This is a genomic window from Klebsiella sp. EMBS2024 (genome assembly GCF_036233805.1).
GTDB classification, from domain to species: domain Bacteria; phylum Pseudomonadota; class Gammaproteobacteria; order Enterobacterales; family Enterobacteriaceae; genus Klebsiella; species Klebsiella pneumoniae.
The window spans coordinates 5,243,527-5,263,495 of the sequence record NZ_JAZARW010000001.1 but is presented as its reverse complement, the minus strand read 5'-3'; the positions used below and the strand labels follow the sequence as shown (position 1 = coordinate 5,263,495).

Annotated in this window: 21 protein-coding genes and 2 pseudogenes (1 of these 23 cut by a window edge); 12 read left to right on the top strand and 11 right to left on the bottom strand. The window is 58.9% G+C overall.

Going from position 1 to position 19,969, the window contains the following annotated elements:
* Window positions 1–2 precede the first annotated feature (2 nt).
* From VZP09_RS24035 to VZP09_RS24020, 4 genes are all read right to left on the bottom strand, one after another.
* Window positions 3–473 (bottom strand): PTS sugar transporter subunit IIB, encoded by a 471-nt coding sequence (locus tag VZP09_RS24035; RefSeq protein ID WP_002887607.1) that lies wholly within the window; start codon window positions 471–473, stop codon window positions 3–5.
* Between the two features lie 14 nt (window positions 474–487).
* On the bottom strand, window positions 488–910 hold the full coding sequence (locus tag VZP09_RS24030) for a PTS sugar transporter subunit IIA (RefSeq protein ID WP_023288216.1): 423 nt from the start codon (window positions 908–910) through the stop codon (window positions 488–490).
* A 100-nt stretch (window positions 911–1,010) separates the two neighbouring features.
* Window positions 1,011–3,776, bottom strand: coding sequence for a sigma 54-interacting transcriptional regulator (locus VZP09_RS24025; RefSeq protein WP_032415918.1), 2,766 nt, complete (start codon window positions 3,774–3,776; stop codon window positions 1,011–1,013).
* Window positions 3,777–3,876: 100 nt separating this feature from the next.
* Window positions 3,877–4,707, bottom strand: a complete 831-nt coding sequence (locus VZP09_RS24020; RefSeq protein WP_328795446.1) for a GNAT family N-acetyltransferase — start codon at window positions 4,705–4,707, stop codon at window positions 3,877–3,879.
* Window positions 4,708–4,739: 32 nt separating this feature from the next.
* Between VZP09_RS24020 and VZP09_RS24015 the strand changes: the two genes are divergently transcribed.
* The gene (locus tag VZP09_RS24015) at window positions 4,740–5,273 is read left to right on the top strand and encodes a GNAT family N-acetyltransferase (protein WP_032415915.1); all 534 of its coding nucleotides are present in this window, start codon (window positions 4,740–4,742) and stop codon (window positions 5,271–5,273) included.
* Window positions 5,274–5,342: 69 nt separating this feature from the next.
* Complete coding sequence (locus VZP09_RS24010) at window positions 5,343–6,206, top strand: MurR/RpiR family transcriptional regulator (protein ID WP_002887559.1); 864 nt, start codon at window positions 5,343–5,345, stop codon at window positions 6,204–6,206.
* Here the strand turns inward: VZP09_RS24010 and VZP09_RS24005 are convergent.
* The 5 genes from VZP09_RS24005 to VZP09_RS23985 form a co-directional block, all read right to left on the bottom strand.
* The gene (locus tag VZP09_RS24005) at window positions 6,203–6,802 is read right to left on the bottom strand and encodes a 2-dehydro-3-deoxy-6-phosphogalactonate aldolase (protein ID WP_004146077.1); all 600 of its coding nucleotides are present in this window, start codon (window positions 6,800–6,802) and stop codon (window positions 6,203–6,205) included. The two genes, VZP09_RS24010 and VZP09_RS24005, sit on opposite strands and share 4 nt — an antisense overlap.
* Complete coding sequence (locus VZP09_RS24000) at window positions 6,789–7,661, bottom strand: 2-dehydro-3-deoxygalactonokinase (RefSeq protein ID WP_021467402.1); 873 nt, start codon at window positions 7,659–7,661, stop codon at window positions 6,789–6,791. The genes VZP09_RS24005 and VZP09_RS24000 overlap by 14 nt, the downstream gene beginning before the upstream one ends.
* 9 nt (window positions 7,662–7,670) lie before the next feature.
* Window positions 7,671–9,158, bottom strand: coding sequence for a sodium:solute symporter family protein (locus tag VZP09_RS23995; protein ID WP_004222484.1), 1,488 nt, complete (start codon window positions 9,156–9,158; stop codon window positions 7,671–7,673).
* A gap of 185 nt (window positions 9,159–9,343) precedes the next feature.
* Complete coding sequence (locus VZP09_RS23990) at window positions 9,344–9,736, bottom strand: RidA family protein (RefSeq protein ID WP_002887555.1); 393 nt, start codon at window positions 9,734–9,736, stop codon at window positions 9,344–9,346.
* A gap of 10 nt (window positions 9,737–9,746) precedes the next feature.
* Window positions 9,747–11,186, bottom strand: a complete 1,440-nt coding sequence (locus VZP09_RS23985) for an N-acyl-D-amino-acid deacylase family protein (protein WP_032439182.1) — start codon at window positions 11,184–11,186, stop codon at window positions 9,747–9,749.
* Here VZP09_RS23985 and VZP09_RS23980 point away from each other — a divergent pair.
* On the top strand, window positions 11,164–11,343 hold the full coding sequence (locus VZP09_RS23980) for a hypothetical protein (RefSeq protein WP_064156205.1): 180 nt from the start codon (window positions 11,164–11,166) through the stop codon (window positions 11,341–11,343). The two genes, VZP09_RS23985 and VZP09_RS23980, sit on opposite strands and share 23 nt — an antisense overlap.
* 43 nt (window positions 11,344–11,386) lie before the next feature.
* Window positions 11,387–12,607, top strand: a complete 1,221-nt coding sequence (locus tag VZP09_RS23975) for an amino acid deaminase (protein WP_023317507.1) — start codon at window positions 11,387–11,389, stop codon at window positions 12,605–12,607.
* 30 nt (window positions 12,608–12,637) lie between these two features.
* On the opposite strand, the gene VZP09_RS23970 is transcribed toward VZP09_RS23975, so the two are convergent.
* Complete coding sequence (locus tag VZP09_RS23970; protein ID WP_328795445.1) at window positions 12,638–13,654, bottom strand: Ldh family oxidoreductase; 1,017 nt, start codon at window positions 13,652–13,654, stop codon at window positions 12,638–12,640.
* 90 nt (window positions 13,655–13,744) lie between these two features.
* On the opposite strand from VZP09_RS23970, the pseudogene VZP09_RS23965 reads away from it, so the two are divergent.
* A pseudogene (locus VZP09_RS23965) lies at window positions 13,745–14,217 on the top strand (hypothetical protein); the annotation flags it as partial.
* Between the two features lie 3 nt (window positions 14,218–14,220).
* Here the strand turns inward: VZP09_RS23965 and hpaR are convergent.
* Window positions 14,221–14,661, bottom strand: a complete 441-nt coding sequence (gene hpaR, locus VZP09_RS23960) for a homoprotocatechuate degradation operon regulator HpaR (protein WP_002887503.1) — start codon at window positions 14,659–14,661, stop codon at window positions 14,221–14,223.
* A gap of 64 nt (window positions 14,662–14,725) precedes the next feature.
* On the opposite strand from hpaR, the pseudogene VZP09_RS23955 reads away from it, so the two are divergent.
* The 7 genes and pseudogenes from VZP09_RS23955 to hpaH form a co-directional block, all read left to right on the top strand.
* A pseudogene (locus tag VZP09_RS23955) lies at window positions 14,726–14,890 on the top strand (hypothetical protein).
* A gap of 57 nt (window positions 14,891–14,947) precedes the next feature.
* The gene (locus VZP09_RS23950; protein WP_004146085.1) at window positions 14,948–15,580 is read left to right on the top strand and encodes a fumarylacetoacetate hydrolase family protein; all 633 of its coding nucleotides are present in this window, start codon (window positions 14,948–14,950) and stop codon (window positions 15,578–15,580) included.
* Entirely contained in the window at window positions 15,577–16,341 is a 765-nt protein-coding gene (locus VZP09_RS23945) for a fumarylacetoacetate hydrolase family protein (RefSeq protein WP_015959375.1), read from the top strand. Before VZP09_RS23950 ends, VZP09_RS23945 begins: the two co-directional genes overlap by 4 nt.
* Window positions 16,338–17,804, top strand: a complete 1,467-nt coding sequence (gene hpaE, locus VZP09_RS23940; RefSeq protein WP_012737355.1) for a 5-carboxymethyl-2-hydroxymuconate semialdehyde dehydrogenase — start codon at window positions 16,338–16,340, stop codon at window positions 17,802–17,804. Before VZP09_RS23945 ends, hpaE begins: the two co-directional genes overlap by 4 nt.
* Before the next feature lies 1 nt (window position 17,805).
* Entirely contained in the window at window positions 17,806–18,663 is an 858-nt protein-coding gene (gene hpaD, locus VZP09_RS23935) for a 3,4-dihydroxyphenylacetate 2,3-dioxygenase (RefSeq protein WP_002887492.1), read from the top strand.
* A 9-nt stretch (window positions 18,664–18,672) separates the two neighbouring features.
* Window positions 18,673–19,053, top strand: coding sequence for a 5-carboxymethyl-2-hydroxymuconate Delta-isomerase (locus tag VZP09_RS23930; RefSeq protein ID WP_004151392.1), 381 nt, complete (start codon window positions 18,673–18,675; stop codon window positions 19,051–19,053).
* Window positions 19,054–19,161: 108 nt separating this feature from the next.
* Window positions 19,162–19,969 carry the 5' portion of a 2-oxo-hept-4-ene-1,7-dioate hydratase gene (gene hpaH, locus VZP09_RS23925; protein ID WP_328795442.1) on the top strand. The gene runs 23 nt beyond the window's last position, so 808 of the gene's 831 nt are visible here — the first part of the coding sequence; it begins with the start codon at window positions 19,162–19,164; its stop codon lies off the right edge, out of view.

Genomic DNA, 19,969 nt, shown 5'->3' with positions numbered 1-19,969 from the left:
AATTACACGCATTCCGCAAAAAGCTGTTTGCGATCGTTCGGGACCTGGCGAATCTCCACTTCGACGCCCTTGCCCACCAGTTGTTGTAGCTGTTCTATTTCTGTCGGCAGTAAATTAATCGCCTTAGATATATTTTTACTGCCCTCTTTAGCCTTTATTCCGCCAAGATTTATGCTTTTTATTTCGTCGATGGCGCTGGCAATACGCCAGGCGTCATTAACCGACTCCACAACAATAAATAAATTATATTTATCGGTAACCCCGCTTTTTATTGCCTCAATAGAATCATTTATATTTTTAATCACCAGCTTCACCGAGGGCGGTTTGGCAAGCTTAATGGTGGTTTTCCGCAACTCATCGCCAGGGACGCTATCGTTGGCGATTAAAATACAATCGGCGCCGACATATTGGGTCCAGGAAAAGGCCACCTGGCCGTGAAGTAATCGATGGTCTACCCTTAATAATGTAATCATCATGCTTCCTCATTTCAGAAGTCTTTATCCATAGTCATCGCGCTGGCAATCGTTTGATTGCAGTACTGAATGCTCTCTTTGGCGTTTGTTAATGCCTCGGTAATTAATTTTTCGGTATTGTCTTCGGCTGCGGAAATCAGCAAGTCAATAATTAACGGCAGATTTAAACCGGATAATAAATGGAAATGTGGGCGAGATAAAAAACGAACAAACTCGTTATTCACGCTACCGGCAAAAATATCCGTAATCACGATCAGCTCATCCTGCGCCGGGAAACGCGCCATTAGCGCTTCCACCTGCTGCGTCAGATCGACCTCTTCTTCCACGTAGGCACACAAGGTATGTATATCGGGTTGTTTACCGAGGATCAGTTCCACGGAGTTCAACAAACCGTTAGCAAAGCTGCCATGGCTGGCAAAAATATAGTGTCGTTTCATCCTTACCTCGAAAGCGCATTCCACTGCTTTCTTAATTGCAACCGACGTGCCAGAAACAGTGGCGCGTCGGCTAACGCAAGGATAAAAAAGAAGAGATGTGTTAAAAGTCTTGATCTTCCTGAATAAATTCCGTTTCCCGCGTCAGGATATCGTGAATGTAGCAGAGCTCTACAACGGGAATTTTGACACTATACCCGCTCTCTATGACACTAAAGGCCTCGCGTAGCGTAGCCAGCTCGCGATCCGGACACTGCCCTCCAGTGTATTGGGCTGGGGAAGCGTGACGAATTAATCGCTCTATCAGACAGCTGATATGCACATACAGCGCGACCTTACGATCGTTAGGTACATCGCGCCCGGCCAGATGCTCATAGCGCAGCAAAAACTGCTCAACCTGGTTGATCACCTTAGCCGTATCGAGGATCGTCACCGACTCGATCACCCGGCGCAGCGAAAAGTTTTTCAGGATCAGGTTGTTGATCTCGCTGACCTGCTCCGCCGTCGCCAGTTCGCCAAAAATGCGCATCAGCGGACGACTCCCTTCGCCAGAGATCAGCGAATCCAGCGAGATCCAGGGTAGATCGGCAAGATGCGGATCCAGGGTGCCGACGATCGCCAACACCTCATAGCGGCTTAGCATCGGCTCCCGTCGCGCGGGATCGGCAAGGGTCTCCACATCGCAGGCCACAATATCAATGCCAAGCGCTTCAGGAATGCTGGCTTTTAACAGCGCCGACAGATTCGCCGCCGCGCCCAGACCGGTCGCGCAGGTGGTTAAAATTGCCCGCGGCTTATCGGTTTGCGGGTAATAGAGCTGGTGCTCAACCGCAAGGTCATCGCCGATCTCGCGGACGATATCTTCCAGCATAACGCCCTGCAAAATGCGCTCCCCGACGTACATCGCCATACCGGTGGAGACATTGTTGATGATCGCCATCGGCGTACTCAGGCGACGATTAAAATGGCGGTGAATGGCGTTCAGCGATCCCATGTCGACCAGGATTATCAATCCTGATGCCAGAGCATGGCTCTCTATGTAGGCCATCACCTGGTTAGCGATAGCCTCCGGCGTCACGTCCAGCGGCATATCGAATGACTCAAAGAGCTGGCTTTTCAGCAAGCGGTTCGCCACGTTGGCGATGCTGCTGGCGGTAGCGTAACCGTGAGCGAGAATTATCGCCCGGGTCACCTGCTGCTGGCTGATGGCGCCATTCTTGTGGAACCACAGCACTAACAGCAGCAGGTCGATACGCTGGGGTTCAATATCCAGCTTCAGCGTCAACGCACCGAGCATCGCTTCGCAAAAGCGATACAGCAGCGGAAACTTCTGTACCAGGAAGTCCTCCAGCTGGCGGGCTTTTTCATTGTTTATCGTGGACTGCGGCTGTCGGGATCGGTGGATCAGGTAGTGGCTCAGCGCGTAGAGGCAGTTGCCGTTAAACTGGATATTGAAGCGCTTTTCCAGGCGATAATACTCCTCCCGAACCTGATGAGCGATCAGCAGCAGCATCTGCGAGCTACTGGAGTCATGATTATCAAAGATCAGCCGATCGAAGAGGGTTTCAATCTCTTCCCCCATGCTCCTTTGCGCCTCTTCCCAGACCGTTTTTTTATTCAGCACCGCTTCATACTGCGCCAGAACCCGACACTGAACGTCATAGATCAGCCCCTGTACCGGGTCGCGCGCGCGCAGCAGCCAGACCAGGCTGGTCTGCGGCTCGATAAGCAGCGGCTCCTGCTGGCCCATCGCTTCGCTGAGCGCTGGCGTCGCGGCCATGACATTTTCCGGCAGATCGTGCAGCGTCACGGTCAACATTTCGCGGCCCGGAGACCTGGCCCAGGCTGACGCCACGGCGTACTTCACCACATTCTTCAGCTCGCCGACGTTGCCCCGATAAACATACTGCGTCAGGACCTGCAACAATCGCGGCGTTAGTTGCAGCCGGGCGGCAAGCGTGCGCGCCTCCTGCCAGAAAAACTGTAGCGTTAGCGCCTCCTTCTCCTCGCGGCTACGGTGTTGAAGATCGGGCAAGCTAACCAGGATCGGAATTCGGCGCAGGAAGGTGGTGAGAAAAGTGCTGTGAATATCTTCGGTGGTGGCAAACACCAACCGCAGCGAAATCGGCAAGCCTTGCGCGGTATCCCCCACCCGGTAGATCTCCTTACGATCCAGCCAGGTGAACAGCTTCTCCTGTCCCTGAGCATCCAGGCGATGGACCTCATCGAGAAACAGCATCCCGCCGTTTGCCGCCTCAAACGCCCCCGCTTTATCGCTCTGCGCACCGGTAAACGCGCCTTTGACGTAGCCAAACAGGTTGGCGGCCAGCAGCTCCGGATTACTCGCATACTGCGCGCAGTTAAAGCTCACAAAGGGGGCATCGGGCGCCAGCAGCCCCTGGGCGATGGCAAACTCATGCATCAGCTCAGCCATATAGCTTTTGCCGGTCCCGCTGTCGCCGGTGATCAGCAGCGGTAGCCCGCCGTTAGGATAAAACAGCGCGGTTTTCATCTGCTCAATCGGTTTACGCAGGCTGCCGTCATGCCCGGTCAGCAACGAAAAATGGTCCGCCTGCTCCGGCTGGCGGTCGCTCTCCGCGAGTAACTCCGCCATGCTGGCATACTCACTGCGGGAAAGCGGGTAGAACTGCTGGCAAAAGGCTTTTTTATGCAGAAAATAGACCGGCCGGGTGTTGATTTTCACCAGCACGTCCTGAGCGACCAGCTGATTGAGATAATGGCTGGCGGTATTTCTTTGCATCGCGAAACGCCGGGCCAGCCAGCTGGCGGTAAAGACCTCGCTCAGGTTATCCGGATCGAAAAAATCGGTCTGATTTTGCAAAAAAGCCAACAGTTCCGTTTTACGCATCGCATCCCCCTCTTCGCCATTACGAAGGGATATGATGCGGGAAAAGAGAGGCTTATCGACGGCCCGTGCTGTTTTTTTGCGGTCCAGCGCACACTCCTGGCTAAGCCGACTTCGCGTCGGCCAGATCCATCGTCATTTCATACTGCTGCAGCGAGAGCGGCGTATAGCCGGCCGCGGCAAACAGCGGCGTAAAAGTTTCCGGGACCGTCACCGAAGTACCAATGCCCGGGAACTGCTGCGCCAGCGCCATCAGCAGCTCACGCGCCAGCCCCTGGCGGCGGGCGGCGGGCTCCACCCACAAANACGACAGTACAGGGCGCGAGCCCGCCGTCGTTAGAACCGCGAAGGCGCGCTGTTCCAGCGTCACGACCTGACATGGCAGAGTGGCGAAGGTAAGCGGATCCAGCAGCCAGGGAAGCTGGCTGTTACTCTCCTCAATGGCGCGCCGAAGCAGGGACAGGGTGGGATAAAGCTGCAATACGCCCGGCACCGGGGCCAGAAGTTCTGTACTCAGGTAGCCGCAGAGCCCATAGCGTCGCGTAAAGCCCAGCGACTGATACAGCGCGACGGCCGCATGGTTATCGCGGATCACCTCCAGGAATACCGTCTCGATCCCCTGCTGTTGCAAAAGCATCAGCAGTTCCTGCATCAGTTTCCGGCCCAGGCCTTTGCCGCGCCAGGCCGGGCGCAGGGCAAAGGCCGCCAGGCGAGCGGCACTCCCCCGGCGCGCGACGATCGCGATCGCCGCCGGTTCATCTCCGGCCAGCCAGACGCGGGAATCGACCAGGCTCATCCCCTCGGCGCTAAAACGCCGAACAAATCCCTCTACCGACTGGGTAACAGGCACCAGGTAGGCTTCAAAACAGGCGTTGAGAATATCCGTTAACTGCACGCTGCTGAACTGCGTGGCGGGAACGGCGGTCAGCTCCATACTTTTCTCCCGAAGGCTGCTATGCTGAGGTGATGAAAACTAACACTATAACTGCCGGTGCCGTATTACGCCTGACTCAGGAGAGCGATGTCGCCCTTCTGCCCGCCATTGAACGTTCTGCCGCCCAGGCATTTCGCCAGATCCCTTCTCTCGCCTGGCTGGCGGACAGCGAGGTGATTAGCGTTGCGCGCCATCATGATTATCTGGAAACGGAGCATAGCCTGCTGGCGGTAGCCGCCGGGCAACCCGTTGGCTTTATTCTGACCGAACCGCTCGACGATGCGTTATTTATCGTCGAAGTCGCCGTCCACCAGGCCTGGCAGCAACAGGGCATCGGCTGGATGCTGCTGGAGCGGGTTATTGAGAGCGCACGGCAGATGGGCTACCCGGCGGTAACCCTCACCACCTTCCGCGAGGTGCCGTGGAATGCGCCGTTTTATACCCGTCTGGGATTCGCCATGCTCGATGAGCTGACCCTGCCCGCCGGGCTGGCGGCAAAAAGGGAACAGGAGACCCGGCACGGCCTGCCGCCCGAGTCGCGCTGCGCCATGCGCCTGGCGTTGTAGACTTCAGCACTGATTTCAGCGGCGCAATATGGTACAAAGTACCATTCAAAACTTACCCGTTGTTACCGTATGTCCTGGTCAATCGATATTATTTCCTGCATAACCGATCGCTTTGTGGAACTCACGGCGACCGAAAAACGCATTGCGCAGTTTATTCTCGATGATGTCGCGGCGGCGGCGGAGCTGCCCATCGCCGAGATAGCGCGTCTGACGCAAACCAGCCAGGCTTCGGTCACCCGTTTTGCCCGGGCGCTCGGCTGTAAAGACGTCCGCGAGCTGAAGATGAAGCTTGCGCAATCTCTTGCGGTCGGCCAGCGGTTTATCCTCGATGTTCCGGATCTCGAAGGCGTCCAGGGGATCTATGAGTCAATCATCAGCGTACTGGAGACCAACCGGCGGGCGCTGGATATCGAGGCGCTGAAGCGCGCGGTGAGCTGGCTGAGCGATGCGCGGCAGATCCTCGCCCTGGGGATGGGCGGCGGTTCGACCATCTGCGCTCAGGAAATTCAGTATCGCCTGTTTCGCCTCGGTCTGCCGGTTGTCAGCCAGAGCGATGGTCTGCTGGTACGCATGATGAGCTCGGCGGTGACGCCGCAGGATGTGGTGATCGTGCTTTCTCTGGGCGGCTATACCCGGGAAATCATCGAGAGCGCGGCGATTGCCAGCCAGTACGGCGCGAAGGTTATTGCGATTACCCCCGCCGGAACGCCGCTGGCTGAACAGGCGGATCTGGTGCTACCGCTGCTGGTACGGGAAAACGACTATATCTTTAAGCCCAGCACTTCCCGTTACGCGATGCTGGCGATGGTCGATGTGCTGGCCACCGAACTGGCGATGGCCAACAAACCCCAGGCAAAAGGCAAATTACGCCGTATTAAGCTGGCGCTCGACAGCCACCGCGGCGGCGTCGATCGGCAGCCGCTGGGGGACTAACTTTTACTGGCGGAGATAAACCTCTCCGCCTGCTCGCGGGTACGTTCCACGGCCTGTCCGGCGCGATAAAGATCGCTGCCCAGACCGGCACCGGCGCACCCCGCCTGTATCCAGGTCGCCAGATTTTCCGGCGTCACGCCGCCGACCGCCAGCACCGGAACCTCCGGCGGCAACACCGCTTTCAGCGCGCGAATATAGTCCGCGCCGAATGCTGATGACGGAAAGATTTTCAGCCATTGCGCCCCGGCATCCAGCGCGCTAAACGCCTCGGAGGCCGTCGCGCAGCCGGCGCACACCAGCATCCCCTTATCTACCGCGCGGCGGATCACCGCCGGGGCCGTATTGGGCGTCACGATAAGTTTCGCCCCAGCTTCAGCGAGAAAATCAACCTGTTCAACCTTCAGCACCGTTCCCGCGCCAATCATCGCCCGCTCGCCAAACTGACGCACCATCGCCGGAATACTTTGCTGCCAGTCCGGCGAGTTGAGCGGGATTTCGATATAGCGAAAGCCTGCATTTATTAGCGTCTCAATATGATCTGCCGCCTCAGCGGGTTGAATGCCGCGTAAAATCGCCACCAGCTTAATCTTGTCCATCAATCATCCTCGCTATACCCGAAAGAAACGCCGCCTCGCCGGAGCAACGGGAAACGGCTAACCCACGCGCCGCCATCGCCTGCTGATAACGGACACTGAGCGAGTGCTCACCAACCAGCACCACGCGGCTGGCGCGATAGCGTTCGCTGAATGTCGCCACCTCCGCGCCAATCAACAGCCCGGAGAGATAATCGCTCACCGAAGTCGCCGCCAGCGCGCCTAACACCCGCGCGGCGCGGGCGCTAAAAAGCCCGGACAATAACGCCGGCTGATTTAACCCTTTTTCCATACCGAGGGCGAAAGCGGCTTCATCCGGCAACTGCGCAGGCAATTGCTGGCCGAGCAGCGAATGGTTAAGCAGCAGGTGATGCAGTTCGCCGGTCATCGCCGTGGCGAACTGGCGCACCACGCCGTTTTGCACCTGCACCCATTTGCAGTGGGTGCCGGGCATCACGTAACACTCCGCGGGCATCAGTTGCCAGGCGCCCAGCAGCTGCGTTTCTTCACCGCGCATTACGTCGTAATCTGCAGCCTGCGCCACTTTCAGCCCCGGCACGATCCACACTTTTTCCGCCACCTCATATAACTGACCGTTGAGCGCCTCCAGCGCCAGCGGGCAGGCCAGATAAGGCACCGGTTGCCAACCGGCATCGCTGCCGATCATGCCCGCCATCACCACCGGCAGCGCGGGGTCGCCGCGCCACGGCGCCAGCTGCTGCTGAAATACCGCTTCGGCGCGCTGCCCGTTCAGACGCGTGACGCCGCAGGGCAGTTTCAGCTTGTCGATGCATTCGCCATCACGCATCCGCCATGCCCGCAGCTGGGTGGAGCCCCAATCGACGGCAATATACTCGTTCATGATTACCCCTTACCCGCGTGAGGTATGACGTTTGCCAATCGGCAGCGGCGGCGGCGTTGGGCGGCTTTCACGCTCGCGGGTAATCATCTCCAGAGCCTGCTCGCGGCTCATGCTGCTGGCCGGGGTCAGTAACGTCACCACAACCGAAGCCACCAGGCTCGTCAGCACCGCCGGAATACACGGGTTGCCCCAGAACGCCAGCCAGTCGCTATCCACCAGCACCGCAACCGATGCCCCGGCGCCGCCGGCCAGCGCGGCGACCGCGCCCTGCCAGTTAAAGCGTGTCCAGAAACGGCCAAGCATGGTGCAGATAAACATCCCGGACATAATCATTGAGATCATTTTGGTGATGTAGCTGATGATGTCGTTGGAGGTCAGGGCAAACAGCAGCGCCAGCGCAATCACCAGAACCAGGAAGATCCGCGACAGGCGAATCGCTTTCTCCGGCGCGGGCATATGGCCGGTCACCAGGGTGTAGAGGTCGCGCAGCATAATGGACACCGCGGCGATGGCATCAGAGCTGCCGGAAGACATATTGGCCGACATGCCGGCAATCAGGATCGCCATCGCCAGCACCGGCGGCAGCACCTGGGTGGCAAACAAGAAGGCGAAGCCGCTGTTTTCCAGCTGCGGGTTCATGGTCCATACCGCCATACCGATGATCGCCGGCAGGAAGGAGAAGCCCAGATACAGCAGGCCGGTAATGGTAAAGGACTGGCGCACCGAGGAGACGGTCTTCGCCGAGTAAATACGCTGGCGATAAGAAGGCGTCGCCAGCACGCCGACGCCGATCACCATCGCCAATGATAGCGCCGGCAGCACGCCTAATTTATCGACCGCGAACAGGCTTTGCGCCGCCGGATCGACGGCCTGCTGAATATGGCTCCAGCCGCCAACGTGATGAACCGCCAGTATCGCCATTAAAATAAAGCCCACGAACAGCACGATCGATTGAATGGTATCGATCCACACCACCGCGGAATAGCCGCCGATACCGACATAAACCACAAAAGCCAGCGCGATAATAATTTTCGCGACATTAATATCAATGCCGCTGGCCCACGCCAGATATAATCCGCCGCCTAATATATGCGCCCCCAGCCAGCCGATAGAGGCAATAAAAATAAGTATCGCGACGAGGTTTTTAATAATTTTACTGCCGCCGGTGTAATACGACATTTCTTCACTCATGGTCATGAAGCGAAGTTTACGTACCGGTGCAAATAACCATGCCACCAGCAGGATCCCCACCGCGCCGCCGAGGCCGTAAAGCATCCCGGCCCAGCCGTTGCTGTAGCCAAAGCCGACGGCGCCGACGCTGGAGCCGGTCCCCACCATGGTGCCGACCGTCGAACCGAGAGTGAGGATCATCGGCAGCGAACGACCGCCAAGTAAAAAGTCTTCGCCGGTTTTCTGTTTGCGCGAAACGTACCAGCCTAAGGTAATCATCGCGCAGGCATAAACGGAAAACCAAATCATAAATGACATATTATTCATGGCTCACATCCAGACGTAATAAATAATATTCGTGCCGCTGAATATTATGAGTTAACAGGAACCATGCCTGAAAAAAGGCATAGCGAACCCAGTGGCACCGATTTATTTATTCACTCTGGTGCCGATATCACACTTTTTTGATGCTCCCTCCCGCAAAGGGAGGGATTTATTTTAGGTTTCGAGCGTTATTGTCGCGCAGCGTTAAAACAGGTCACATCCACTTCGACTTTACAATCCACCACCAGGTCCGCTACGCAGCAGATGCGGGCAGGCGGGTTGTCGCCAAAGAACTCGCGAAATACCTTATTGAACGACTGAAAATAGCGCGCATCGGTGAGGATCACTTTAACATGCACCACGTCGGCCAGGGTGTAGCCCGCTTCGGTCATGATATCTACGCAGTTCTGAATCGCCAGACGCGACTGGTCGACAATCCCGCCTTCCACGACTTCGCCATTTTTCATCGGCGTCTGGCCGGAAACGTACAGCCAGCCTCCCGCTTCCACCGCCCGCGCGAACGGCAGGTGCTGCCCGCCGGTACCGGTACCACCTTCTACGCCATAACGCTTGATACTCATACTCAACTCCTTAGTCCATCCGACGACGCAGGAAACGCCCTGCCCGTCCGGTAATTTTCTTATCACTGCCGTAGCTCATCACGCCGTTGACCATCACCGCCTCAATGCCGTCCGCCGGTCGTTTCGGGTCGGAGAAACTGGCGACATCGCGCACCGTCTGCGGGTCAAACAGCACCAGGTCGGCAAAGTAGCCAATTTTCACCAGCCCGCGATCCGCCAGCTGGAAGCGCGCCGCCGACAGCCCGGTCATCTTGTGTACCGCGGTAGTCAGCGGGAATAGCTGCTCGTCGCGGCTATAGTGGCCGAGCACCCGCGGGAAGGCGCCCCACAGGCGCGGATGCGGCATCGGATCGTTCGGCAGCCCGTCAGAGCCAATCATGGTGACCGGATAGCGCATCACCCGCTGTACGTCCTGCTCATCCATGTTGTGATAAATAGCGCCCGCCGGCATCAGCCGCGCCGCGGCGTCGTGCAGGCTCACCTGCCACTCATCGGCGATCTGCTGCAGCGTTTTCCCCGCCTGCTCCGGCTGCGCTTCGGACCAGGTAATCACGATATCAAACTCGTCGGTCACCTGTTTCATATCCAGCGTCGATGAGCTGGCTGAATAGGGATAACAGTCGCAGGCGATATCCTGCTGCTGGCGCATCTCATCGAAAAACGCCAGCGTCTCTTTGGTACGCCCCCAGTTTTTTGCCCCGGCGCACTTGTGGTGCGAAACTACCACCGGCACGTTGCCGTGGCGACCAATACGGAAGGCTTCGTCCAGCGCCTCGAGAATCGGCTCAAACTCTGAACGTAAATGGGTGGTATAGACGCCCTTCCCGGCCGCCAGCTCTTCCGCCAGCGCCATCACCTCCTCGGTGGTCGACTGGAAGGCGCTGGCGTAGGCCAGCCCGGTACTGAGCCCTAATGCTCCCTGGCGCAGCGCATCGCGTAGCTGTACGCGCATGCCGGCGATTTCCGTCTCGTTCGCCGGACGAAACAGATCGTCCATATGGTTATTACGCAGCGCGGTGTGACCGATTAACGTGCCGACATTCAGCGACGGTCGCGCCGCCTCCACCGCATGGGCATAAGCCTCCACGGTGGGATAGATAAAGTGTTGCTGCTCGCCGAGGAGATTCATCGGGTCCGGCACTTCCCCCCGCATGGTGGCGGTCGCCGCACTGATCCCGCAGTTGCCGACGATCACCGTCGTCACCCCCTGGCTGAGCTTCGGCAAGTACTCCGGCATGCGGATCACGTTGATATCATCATGGGTATGCACATCAATAAAGCCCGGCGCCAGTACCCGCCCCTGGCCATCAATCACCTGCTCCGCCGCAACGTCCAGCGCCGGGGCGATAGCCATAATTCGATCGCCCTTCACCGCCACATCAGCACGGTATTGCGGCCCGCCGCTCCCGTCGATCACCGTGACGTTTTTGAAAAGCCAGTCAACTTTCATAGCAATTACTCCCTTTCGACATGCCGATAAGTTAACCATTTACAAGCGCAAAAAACAGTGGAAAACTACGCAAAACTCAGATCGTTTTGTGATACTTTTATTCAAAACGAATAACATTTTTATATTAAAAATATATTTATCAAATATTTATAAATGATACCCAGCGACTAACCGNTTATAAACCCTGANAGGATAGTGTTATGAAATACCATTCAGCACCGCTCATCCCGCACAAATCCGCCCTCATGTCCGCGCCGGCTAATCTGCTGGCGGAAGAGGTCTGTCTACCCGCCGCGCTGCTAAAAAAGTCGGCGCTGGAAAATAATATTTCATGGATGCAGCGCTACGCCGACGCCCGCGGCGTATCGCTGGCGCCGCATGGTAAAACGACAATGACGCCATGGATATTTCAGGCGCAGCAGCGAGCGGGGGCGTGGGGGATCGGCGTGGGCAGCGCCTGGCAGGCTAGCGCGGCAATGGCCAGCGGCATCCAACGCGTCCTGATGGTTAATCAGCTGGTCGGCAAAGCCAATATGCAGGTGGTCGCGCAGCTAAAAGCCCACTATCGGGCGGTGGATTTTATCTGCTGCGTCGATAGCGAGGTCAACGTGCGCGCCCTCTCCACATTCTTCGCAGACCAGGGACAAACGCTGGATGTGCTGATTGAACTTGGCGTGCCTGGCGGGCGCTGCGGCTGTCGTAGCGTTGATGACGCGCTGGCGCTGGCGCAGCGGGTAAGCGACCTGCCGGGGTTACGGCTACGCGGACTGGAATTGTATGAAGGGGTGCTGCACGGCGACGATCCGCAGCCGCAGGTGGAAGCGCTGTTACAGCAGGCCGCGGCGCTTGCCTGCCGCATGGAGCCGCTGGTTGACGGCGAATTTATTCTCACCGGCGCGGGCACCGTCTGGTATGACGTGGTGTGCAACATCTGGCTGGCGGCGGCAAAACCGCGCCGCTGCCGTATCGTCATCCGCCCTGGCTGTTATATCACCCACGATCGCGGGATCTACGATCTCGCCCAACAAGCGCTGATCGCCCGCGATCCGATTGCCTGCGATCTCGCCGGCGATCTCACTTCAGCGCTGGAGCTGATGGCGATGGTGCAATCGGTGCCGGAGGCGGATCGCGCGGTGGTAAACTTCGGCAAGCGCGACTGCGCTTTCGACGCCGGGCTGCCGCAGCCGATCGCCCATTATCGTAACGGCCAGGAGTTAGCGCTGCGCGCGGAGTCGATCGTCAGCACCGGCATCATGGATCAGCACTGTATGCTGCGCCTGGCGCCGGGCAGCGATGTGCAGGTCGGCGATATTCTGCTGTTCGGCACCTCGCACCCGTGTCTGACCTTTGATAAGTGGAAGACGTTGCTGCTGGTCGATGACGACTACAACGTGCTGGACGAGCTCGACACGCTGTTTTGACAGGCATCCCGGGTGGCGGCGCTNCGCGCCTTACCCGCCCTGGCGCAAGGCGCAAATCTCATCATGCAATGAACGACTGATAATGACCCCCTGCCGTTCACTCTGCTGGCGGCAGGCAAAACGCCGCTCGCCCGGCAGCCGCGCCCCTTGTTCCTGCATACCCATGAACAGCGTTTCGGCGCGCGCCAGCTGCTCTGGTGCCTGCGCGCCGAGAAAACGCTGCGGATCCAGCGCCAGAATCAGCTCGCCGCCGTAGGGGAGACCGCCCGCGCCGTTATCCCACGCCAGCGATTCGGCGCTGGTCATATCGCCGATAAGCGGCCCGGCCAACAGCTCAACCATTGCCGCCAGCGCCGAGCCCTTATGGCCGCCGAAAGTCAACATCGCGCCGTTCAGCACCTCTGCGGCATCGGTCGTTGGCTGTCCCTGATTGTCGATTCCCCAGCCTTCCGGTAGCGCTTTGCCGGCGCGCTGATGCAGCTGGATCTCGCCGCGCGCCGCGGCGCTGGTCGCCATATCAACAATAAACGGCGGCTTATCCTGCCGCGGCCAGCCGAAGGCGATGGGGTTGGTGCCGAACAGCGGACGTGTGCCGCCCGCCGGGGCGACCCAGGCGTGGCTTGGCGTACAGGCCAGCCCTACCAGCCCTGCCTCGGTCAACGGCTCAATATCGGCAAACAGCGCGGAATAATGAACGCAGCGATTAATTGCCAGCGCCGCAATGCCATTGTGGCGCGCCTTCTCCAGCAGCAGCGGCAGCGCGCGCTCGTAGGCCAGCAGTGAAAAAGCGCCCCCGGCGTCCGCCCGCGCAATCCCCGGCGCCTGGTCATGGATCTGCGGCTCGGCATCGGGCGATACCTTACCTTTGCGCAGGGTATCGACAATGCCCAACAGCCGCCACAGGCCGTGGGAAGCGCAGCCGTCGCGCTCCCCGGCGGTCACATTGCGGGCAATCGCCGCCGCGTGGTCGGCGCTAAATCCATTGGCGCTGAGTACCTCCAGCGCCAGGTCATAAGCTTCAGGTAACGATAGAGTTACCGACTCCATACTGTTCTCCTTTACTCTTCTTCGTCTCCGCTAAAGTTAGCCTGCGGCAGGCAGCTGCGCGCGCCCCAGTAGTAAATCCCCAACGACATCGCCGCCATCCGGGAGGTGAACGGCGCGCGGCTGATTGCCCGCCCCTCCGCGCACAGCGTGCTGTTTGAAACCGCCGACGGCGGCGGCGTGGTTTACTGGCAGAAACTGATCCTCTGCTGCAGCGCGGGCGGCCTGCAGGCGGTGGCGGATACGATGAACCAGGCCGGAGGCGACGTGACGAATATCATTGAGCAAGCGCCGCTCCCGGCGCTGGCAGCGCTTCGCCGACGCCATAAACCGCGCCTTCCGGCTGGCGGAGTCGTTGAAAAACGCGGCGACGCCGGAGAGCCTGCTGTGCCGCTGCGAGGATGTGCGCTGCGGCGACGTGGCTGCCGCCGACGACTGGCTGCAGGCCAAACTGACCCAGCGCCCGCTGGCTGTATTGCTGGCCGCTGCCGCAACCGAGAGAGCCGCTGTCCCCCGCCCGCGCGGAAACGCTTATTGCCCTCGCCAGGCTGAGCGCCGAGCCGTAACCGCTACTCTTCTTCATCACCGCGCCCGGCAGGGACGCCAAGCGCAATAAACTCCTCCAGCAGGGAGGTCAGTTGCTGCAGCTTTTCCGTGGTGAACTGGGCCTCCAGCAGGCGATAGGTTTCTTCCACCTCCGCCTGGGCGCTTTCGTACAGCGCAGTTCCGGCAGGCGTCAGCGAGACGTACAGCTTGCGCTGATCGTTAACTGGCTTTAAGCGCAGCACCAGCCCATCCCGCTCCATGCGCGTCAAAATACCGGTCAGACTGGGGCGCAGGATACAGGCGCGAAAGGCCAGATCGTGAAAGTCCATCGACGGACGTTCGGCGAGAATTCGCACGATCCGCCACTGCTGTTCGGTGAGATTGTGCCGTTTGACGATCGGTCGAAAGTAGGCCATCGCCGCTTCACGCGCCTGCAACAAGGCAATGGTTAATGAATCATGCATAGTATCCCCTCAACAGCCTCACCAAAAACTTATTAATAACTTAATAATTAGCGTTAATCCTGCCATGTACAACCGGTTTCTGCACCTGAAAAGTACCAGTCTTTTCCTGAAAAATATTCAATCTATTGATTTATAACAAATAAGTAATTGTTATGTAAATATTGTGTTAATCCGATCACAAAACATTCACTTCCAGTTGCTAAACCTCAGCGCAAAGCATAAAAGATGATCATTAACATATTAATGAAATCCCTTTGAACCGAAATCTGTCCCAGAGGAGTGGTGAATGAAAGGTACCATCTTCGCCGTTGCGCTCAATCATCGCAGCCAGCTCGACGCCTGGCGCGAGGCGTTTCAACAGGCCCCCTACAAGACGCCGCCGAAAACCGCGGTCTGGTTTATCAAGCCGCGCAATACCGTAATTGGCGATGGCGAAGCGATCCCGTATCCGCAGGGCGAGACCGTACAAAGCGGCGCAACGGTGGCGCTGATTGTCGGCAAAACCGCGCGTAAAGTGGCGGCGGAAGAGGCGGCGAACTATATCGCCGGCTACGCGCTGGCTAACGATGTGAGTCTGCCGGAAGAGAGTTTTTATCGCCCGGCGATCAAAGCCAAGTGCCGCGATGGCTTCTGCCCCATCGGCACGCTATCGGCGGTACGCAACGTGGACGATCTGACCATCATCACCGAAATTAACGGCCGCGAGGCGGATAGCTGGCATACCGGCGATCTGCAGCGTAATGCCGCGCAGCTGCTGAGCGCCTTGAGCGAATTCGCCACCCTCAATCCCGGCGACGCGATCCTTATCGGCACGCCCCACTCTCGCGTCACGCTGCGCCCCGGCGACCGGGTACGTATTCTCGCCGACGGTTTCCCGGCGCTCGAAAACCCGGTTGTCGCAGAAGGAGAGCTGGCATGAAACAGGCACGCATTGAATGGCAGGGACAGGTACGCGACGTGCTGGTCGATGAACGCGACCAGGTGCGCCTGGACGATGGCACGGTATTAAAAGAAGGGGAATTCCGCTGGCTGCCGCCCGCCGACGGCACGCTGTTCGCGCTGGGGCTGAATTACGCCGACCACGCCAGCGAGCTGGAATTTAAACCGCCAACCGAGCCTTTGGTATTCATCAAAGCGCCGAACACCTTTACTGGCCACCAGCAGCAGTCGGTACGCCCGGATAACGTCGAATACATGCACTACGAAGCCGAACTGGTGGTGGTGATTGGGAAAACCGCGCGCCGCGTCAGCGAAGCCGAGGCTATGGATTATGTCGCCGGCTATACCGTGTGCAATGACTACGCGATCCGCGACTATCTGGAAAACTACTACCGCCCGAACCTGCGGGTGAAAAGCCGCGACACCCTGACGCCGATCGGCCCGTGGATCGTCAGCAAAGAGGCGATCCCGGATCCGCATAATCTGGCCCTGCGCACCTGGGTCAACGGCGAGCTGCGCCAGCAGGGCACCACCGCCGATCTGATCTTCAGCATCCCGTTCCTCATCGCTTATTTAAGCGAATTTATGACCCTGCAACCGGGCGACATGATCGCCACCGGCACGCCGAAAGGGCTATCCGACGTGGTACCGGGCGACGAGGTGATCGTTGAAGTCGAGGGCGTGGGCCGCCTGGTCAACCATATCATCAGCCAGCAAGCGTATGAGGAGACACTGTCATGAAAAAGATTAACCATTGGATCAACGGTAAAAACGTTGCCGGCGCAGACTATTTTCATACCACCAACCCGGCCACCGGCGAGGTACTGGCGGAAGTCGCCTCCGGCGGTGAAGCCGAAATAAACCAGGCGGTGGCGGCGGCGAAAGAGGCCTTCCCGAAGTGGGCTAACCTGCCGATGAAAGAGCGCGCGCGCCTGATGCGCCGCCTGGGGGATCTGATCGATCAGAACGTCCCGGAGATCGCGGCGATGGAAACCGCCGATACCGGCCTGCCGATCCACCAGACCAAAAACGTGTTGATCCCGCGCGCCTCACACAATTTCGAATTTTTCGCCGAAGTATGCCAGCAGATGAACGGCAAGACCTATCCGGTCGACGACAAGATGCTGAACTACACCCTCGTGCAGCCGGTTGGCGTCTGCGCGCTGGTGTCGCCGTGGAACGTGCCGTTTATGACCGCCACCTGGAAGGTGGCGCCGTGCCTGGCGCTGGGGAATACCGCGGTGCTGAAAATGTCCGAACTGTCGCCGCTGACCGCCGATCGTCTGGGCGAGCTGGCGCTGGAAGCCGGGATCCCGGCTGGCGTACTCAATGTGGTGCAGGGCTACGGCGCCACCGCCGGCGACGCGCTGGTGCGCCATCATGATGTGCGCGCCGTCTCCTTCACCGGCGGCACCGCCACCGGCCGCAACATCATGAAAAACGCCGGTCTGAAAAAGTACTCCATGGAGCTGGGCGGAAAATCGCCGGTGCTGATTTTTGAAGATGCCGATATCGAGCGCGCGCTTGACGCCGCGCTGTTCACCATCTTCTCGATCAACGGCGAACGCTGCACCGCCGGCTCGCGCATCTTTATTCAGCAGAGTATCTACCCCGAGTTCGTTAAACGCTTCGCCGAGCGCGCCAATCGCCTGCGCGTAGGCGATCCGACCGATCCGAACACCCAGATCGGCGCGCTGATTAGCCAGCAGCACTGGGAGAAAGTGTCCGGCTACATTCGCCTCGGCATCGAAGAGGGGGCCACCCTGCTGGCTGGCGGCGCGGATAAACCGTCCGACCTGCCGGCGCATCTGAAAGCCGGCAACTTCCTGCGCCCGACGGTGCTGGCGGATGTCGACAACCGTATGCGCGTCGCCCAGGAAGAGATTTTTGGCCCGGTCGCCTGCCTGCTGCCGTTCAAAGACGAAGCGGAAGGGCTGCGCCTGGCGAACGATGTGGAATACGGCCTGGCGTCGTATATCTGGACCCAGGACGTCAGCAAAGTGCTGCGTCTGGCGCGCGGTATTGAAGCCGGGATGGTGTTCGTCAACACCCAGAACGTGCGCGACCTGCGTCAGCCGTTCGGCGGCGTGAAGGCCTCCGGCACCGGCCGCGAAGGCGGCGAGTACAGCTTTGAAGTGTTCGCCGAAATGAAAAACGTCTGCATCTCGATGGGCGACCATCCGATCCCGAAATGGGGAGTCTGATATGGGTAAGTTAGCGTTAGCAGCAAAAATCACTCACGTGCCGTCGATGTATCTGTCTGAGCTGCCGGGGAAAAACCACGGCTGCCGTCAGGGCGCGATCGACGGGCATAAAGAAATTGGCAAGCGCTGCCGTGAAATGGGCGTCGATACCATTATCGTGTTTGATACCCACTGGCTGGTCAACAGCGCCTACCACATCAACTGCGCCGACCATTTTCAGGGCGTCTACACCAGTAACGAACTGCCGCATTTCATTCGCGACATGACCTACGACTACGACGGCAACCCGGAGCTGGGCCAGCTTATCGCCGACGAGGCGGTGAAGCTCGGGGTGCGTGCCAAAGCGCACAATATTCCCAGCCTGAAGCTGGAGTACGGCACCCTGGTGCCGATGCGCTACATGAACAGCGATAAGCACTTCAAGGTGGTATCTATCTCTGCTTTCTGTACCGTTCACGACTTTGCCGACAGCCGCAGGCTGGGCGAAGCGATCCTCAAAGCCATTGAGAAATACGACGGCACCGTGGCGGTGCTGGCCAGCGGTTCGCTGTCGCACCGCTTTATCGATGACCAGCGCGCCGAAGAGGGGATGAACAGCTACACCCGCGAGTTTGATCATCAGATGGATGAGCGGGTGGTGAAGCTGTGGCGCGAGGGCAAATTCAAAGAGTTCTGCACCATGCTGCCGGAGTATGCCGACTACTGCTACGGCGAAGGCAACATGCACGACACGGTGATGCTGCTCGGCCTGCTGGGTTGGGATAAATACGACGGCAAGGTGGAGTTTATCACCGAGCTATTCGCCAGCTCCGGTACCGGCCAGGTTAACGCCGTGTTCCCGTTGCCAGCGCAGGCGTAAGGGGGCCCCATGCCGCATTTTATCGCCGAATGTACCGACAACATCCGCGAGCAGGCCGATCTGCCTGGGCTGTTCGCCAAAGTCAACGAGGCGCTGGCCGCCACCGGCATCTTTCCGATCGGCGGGATCCGCAGCCGCGCCCACTGGCTGGATACCTGGCAGATGGCCGACGGCAGGCAGGATTACGCCTTCGTGCATATGACCCTGAAGATCGGCGCCGGGCGCAGCCTGGAGAGCCGTCAGGACGTGGGAGATATGCTGTTCGCGCTGATCAAATCCCACTTCGCGACGCTAATGGAGAGCCGCTATCTGGCGCTGTCGTTCGCCATGGAAGAGCTCGACCCGACGCTGAACTACAAACAAAACAACGTGCACGCGTTATTTAAATAATGTGCAAATTGCCCGGTGGCGCTGCGCTTACCGGGCCTACAACGGCCATGAATTTGTAGGCCGGATAAGCGAAGCGCCATCCGGCAATGCAATGCCACAGGAATCTCTATGCTCGATAAACAGACCCGTACCCTGATTGCCCAGCGGCTGAACCAGGCCGAAAAGCAGCGTGAACAGATCCGCGCGATCTCGCTGGATTATCCGTCGATCACCATTGAGGACGCCTACGCCGTCCAGCGCGAGTGGGTCGAGATGAAGATCGCCGAAGGCCGCGTGCTCAAAGGCCACAAGATCGGCCTGACCTCTAAAGCGATGCAGGCCAGTTCGCAGATCAGCGAGCCGGACTACGGCGCGCTGCTCGACGATATGTTCTTTCACGACGGCAGCGATATTCCCACCGACCGCTTTATCGTGCCGCGTATCGAAGTCGAGCTGGCCTTCGTGCTGGCCAAACCGCTGCGCGGCCCGAACTGCACGCTGTTTGATGTCTACAACGCCACCGACTACGTTATCCCGGCGCTGGAGCTTATCGACGCGCGTTGCCACAACATCGACCCGGAAACCCAGCGTCCGCGCAAAGTGTTCGACACCATCTCCGACAACGCCGCCAACGCCGGGGTGATCCTCGGCGGCCGGCCGATTAAACCGGACGAGCTCGACCTGCGCTGGATCTCCGCCCTGCTGTATCGCAACGGCGTAATTGAAGAGACCGGCGTCGCCGCGGGCGTACTCAATCATCCGGCCAACGGCGTGGCCTGGCTGGCCAACAAGCTGGCGCCGTACGATGTCCAGCTCGAAGCCGGGCAGATTATCCTCGGCGGCTCCTTCACCCGCCCGGTCCCGGCGCGCAAGGGCGATACCTTCCACGTCGACTACGGCAACATGGGCGCCATCAGCTGCCGCTTTGTNNAGGAGA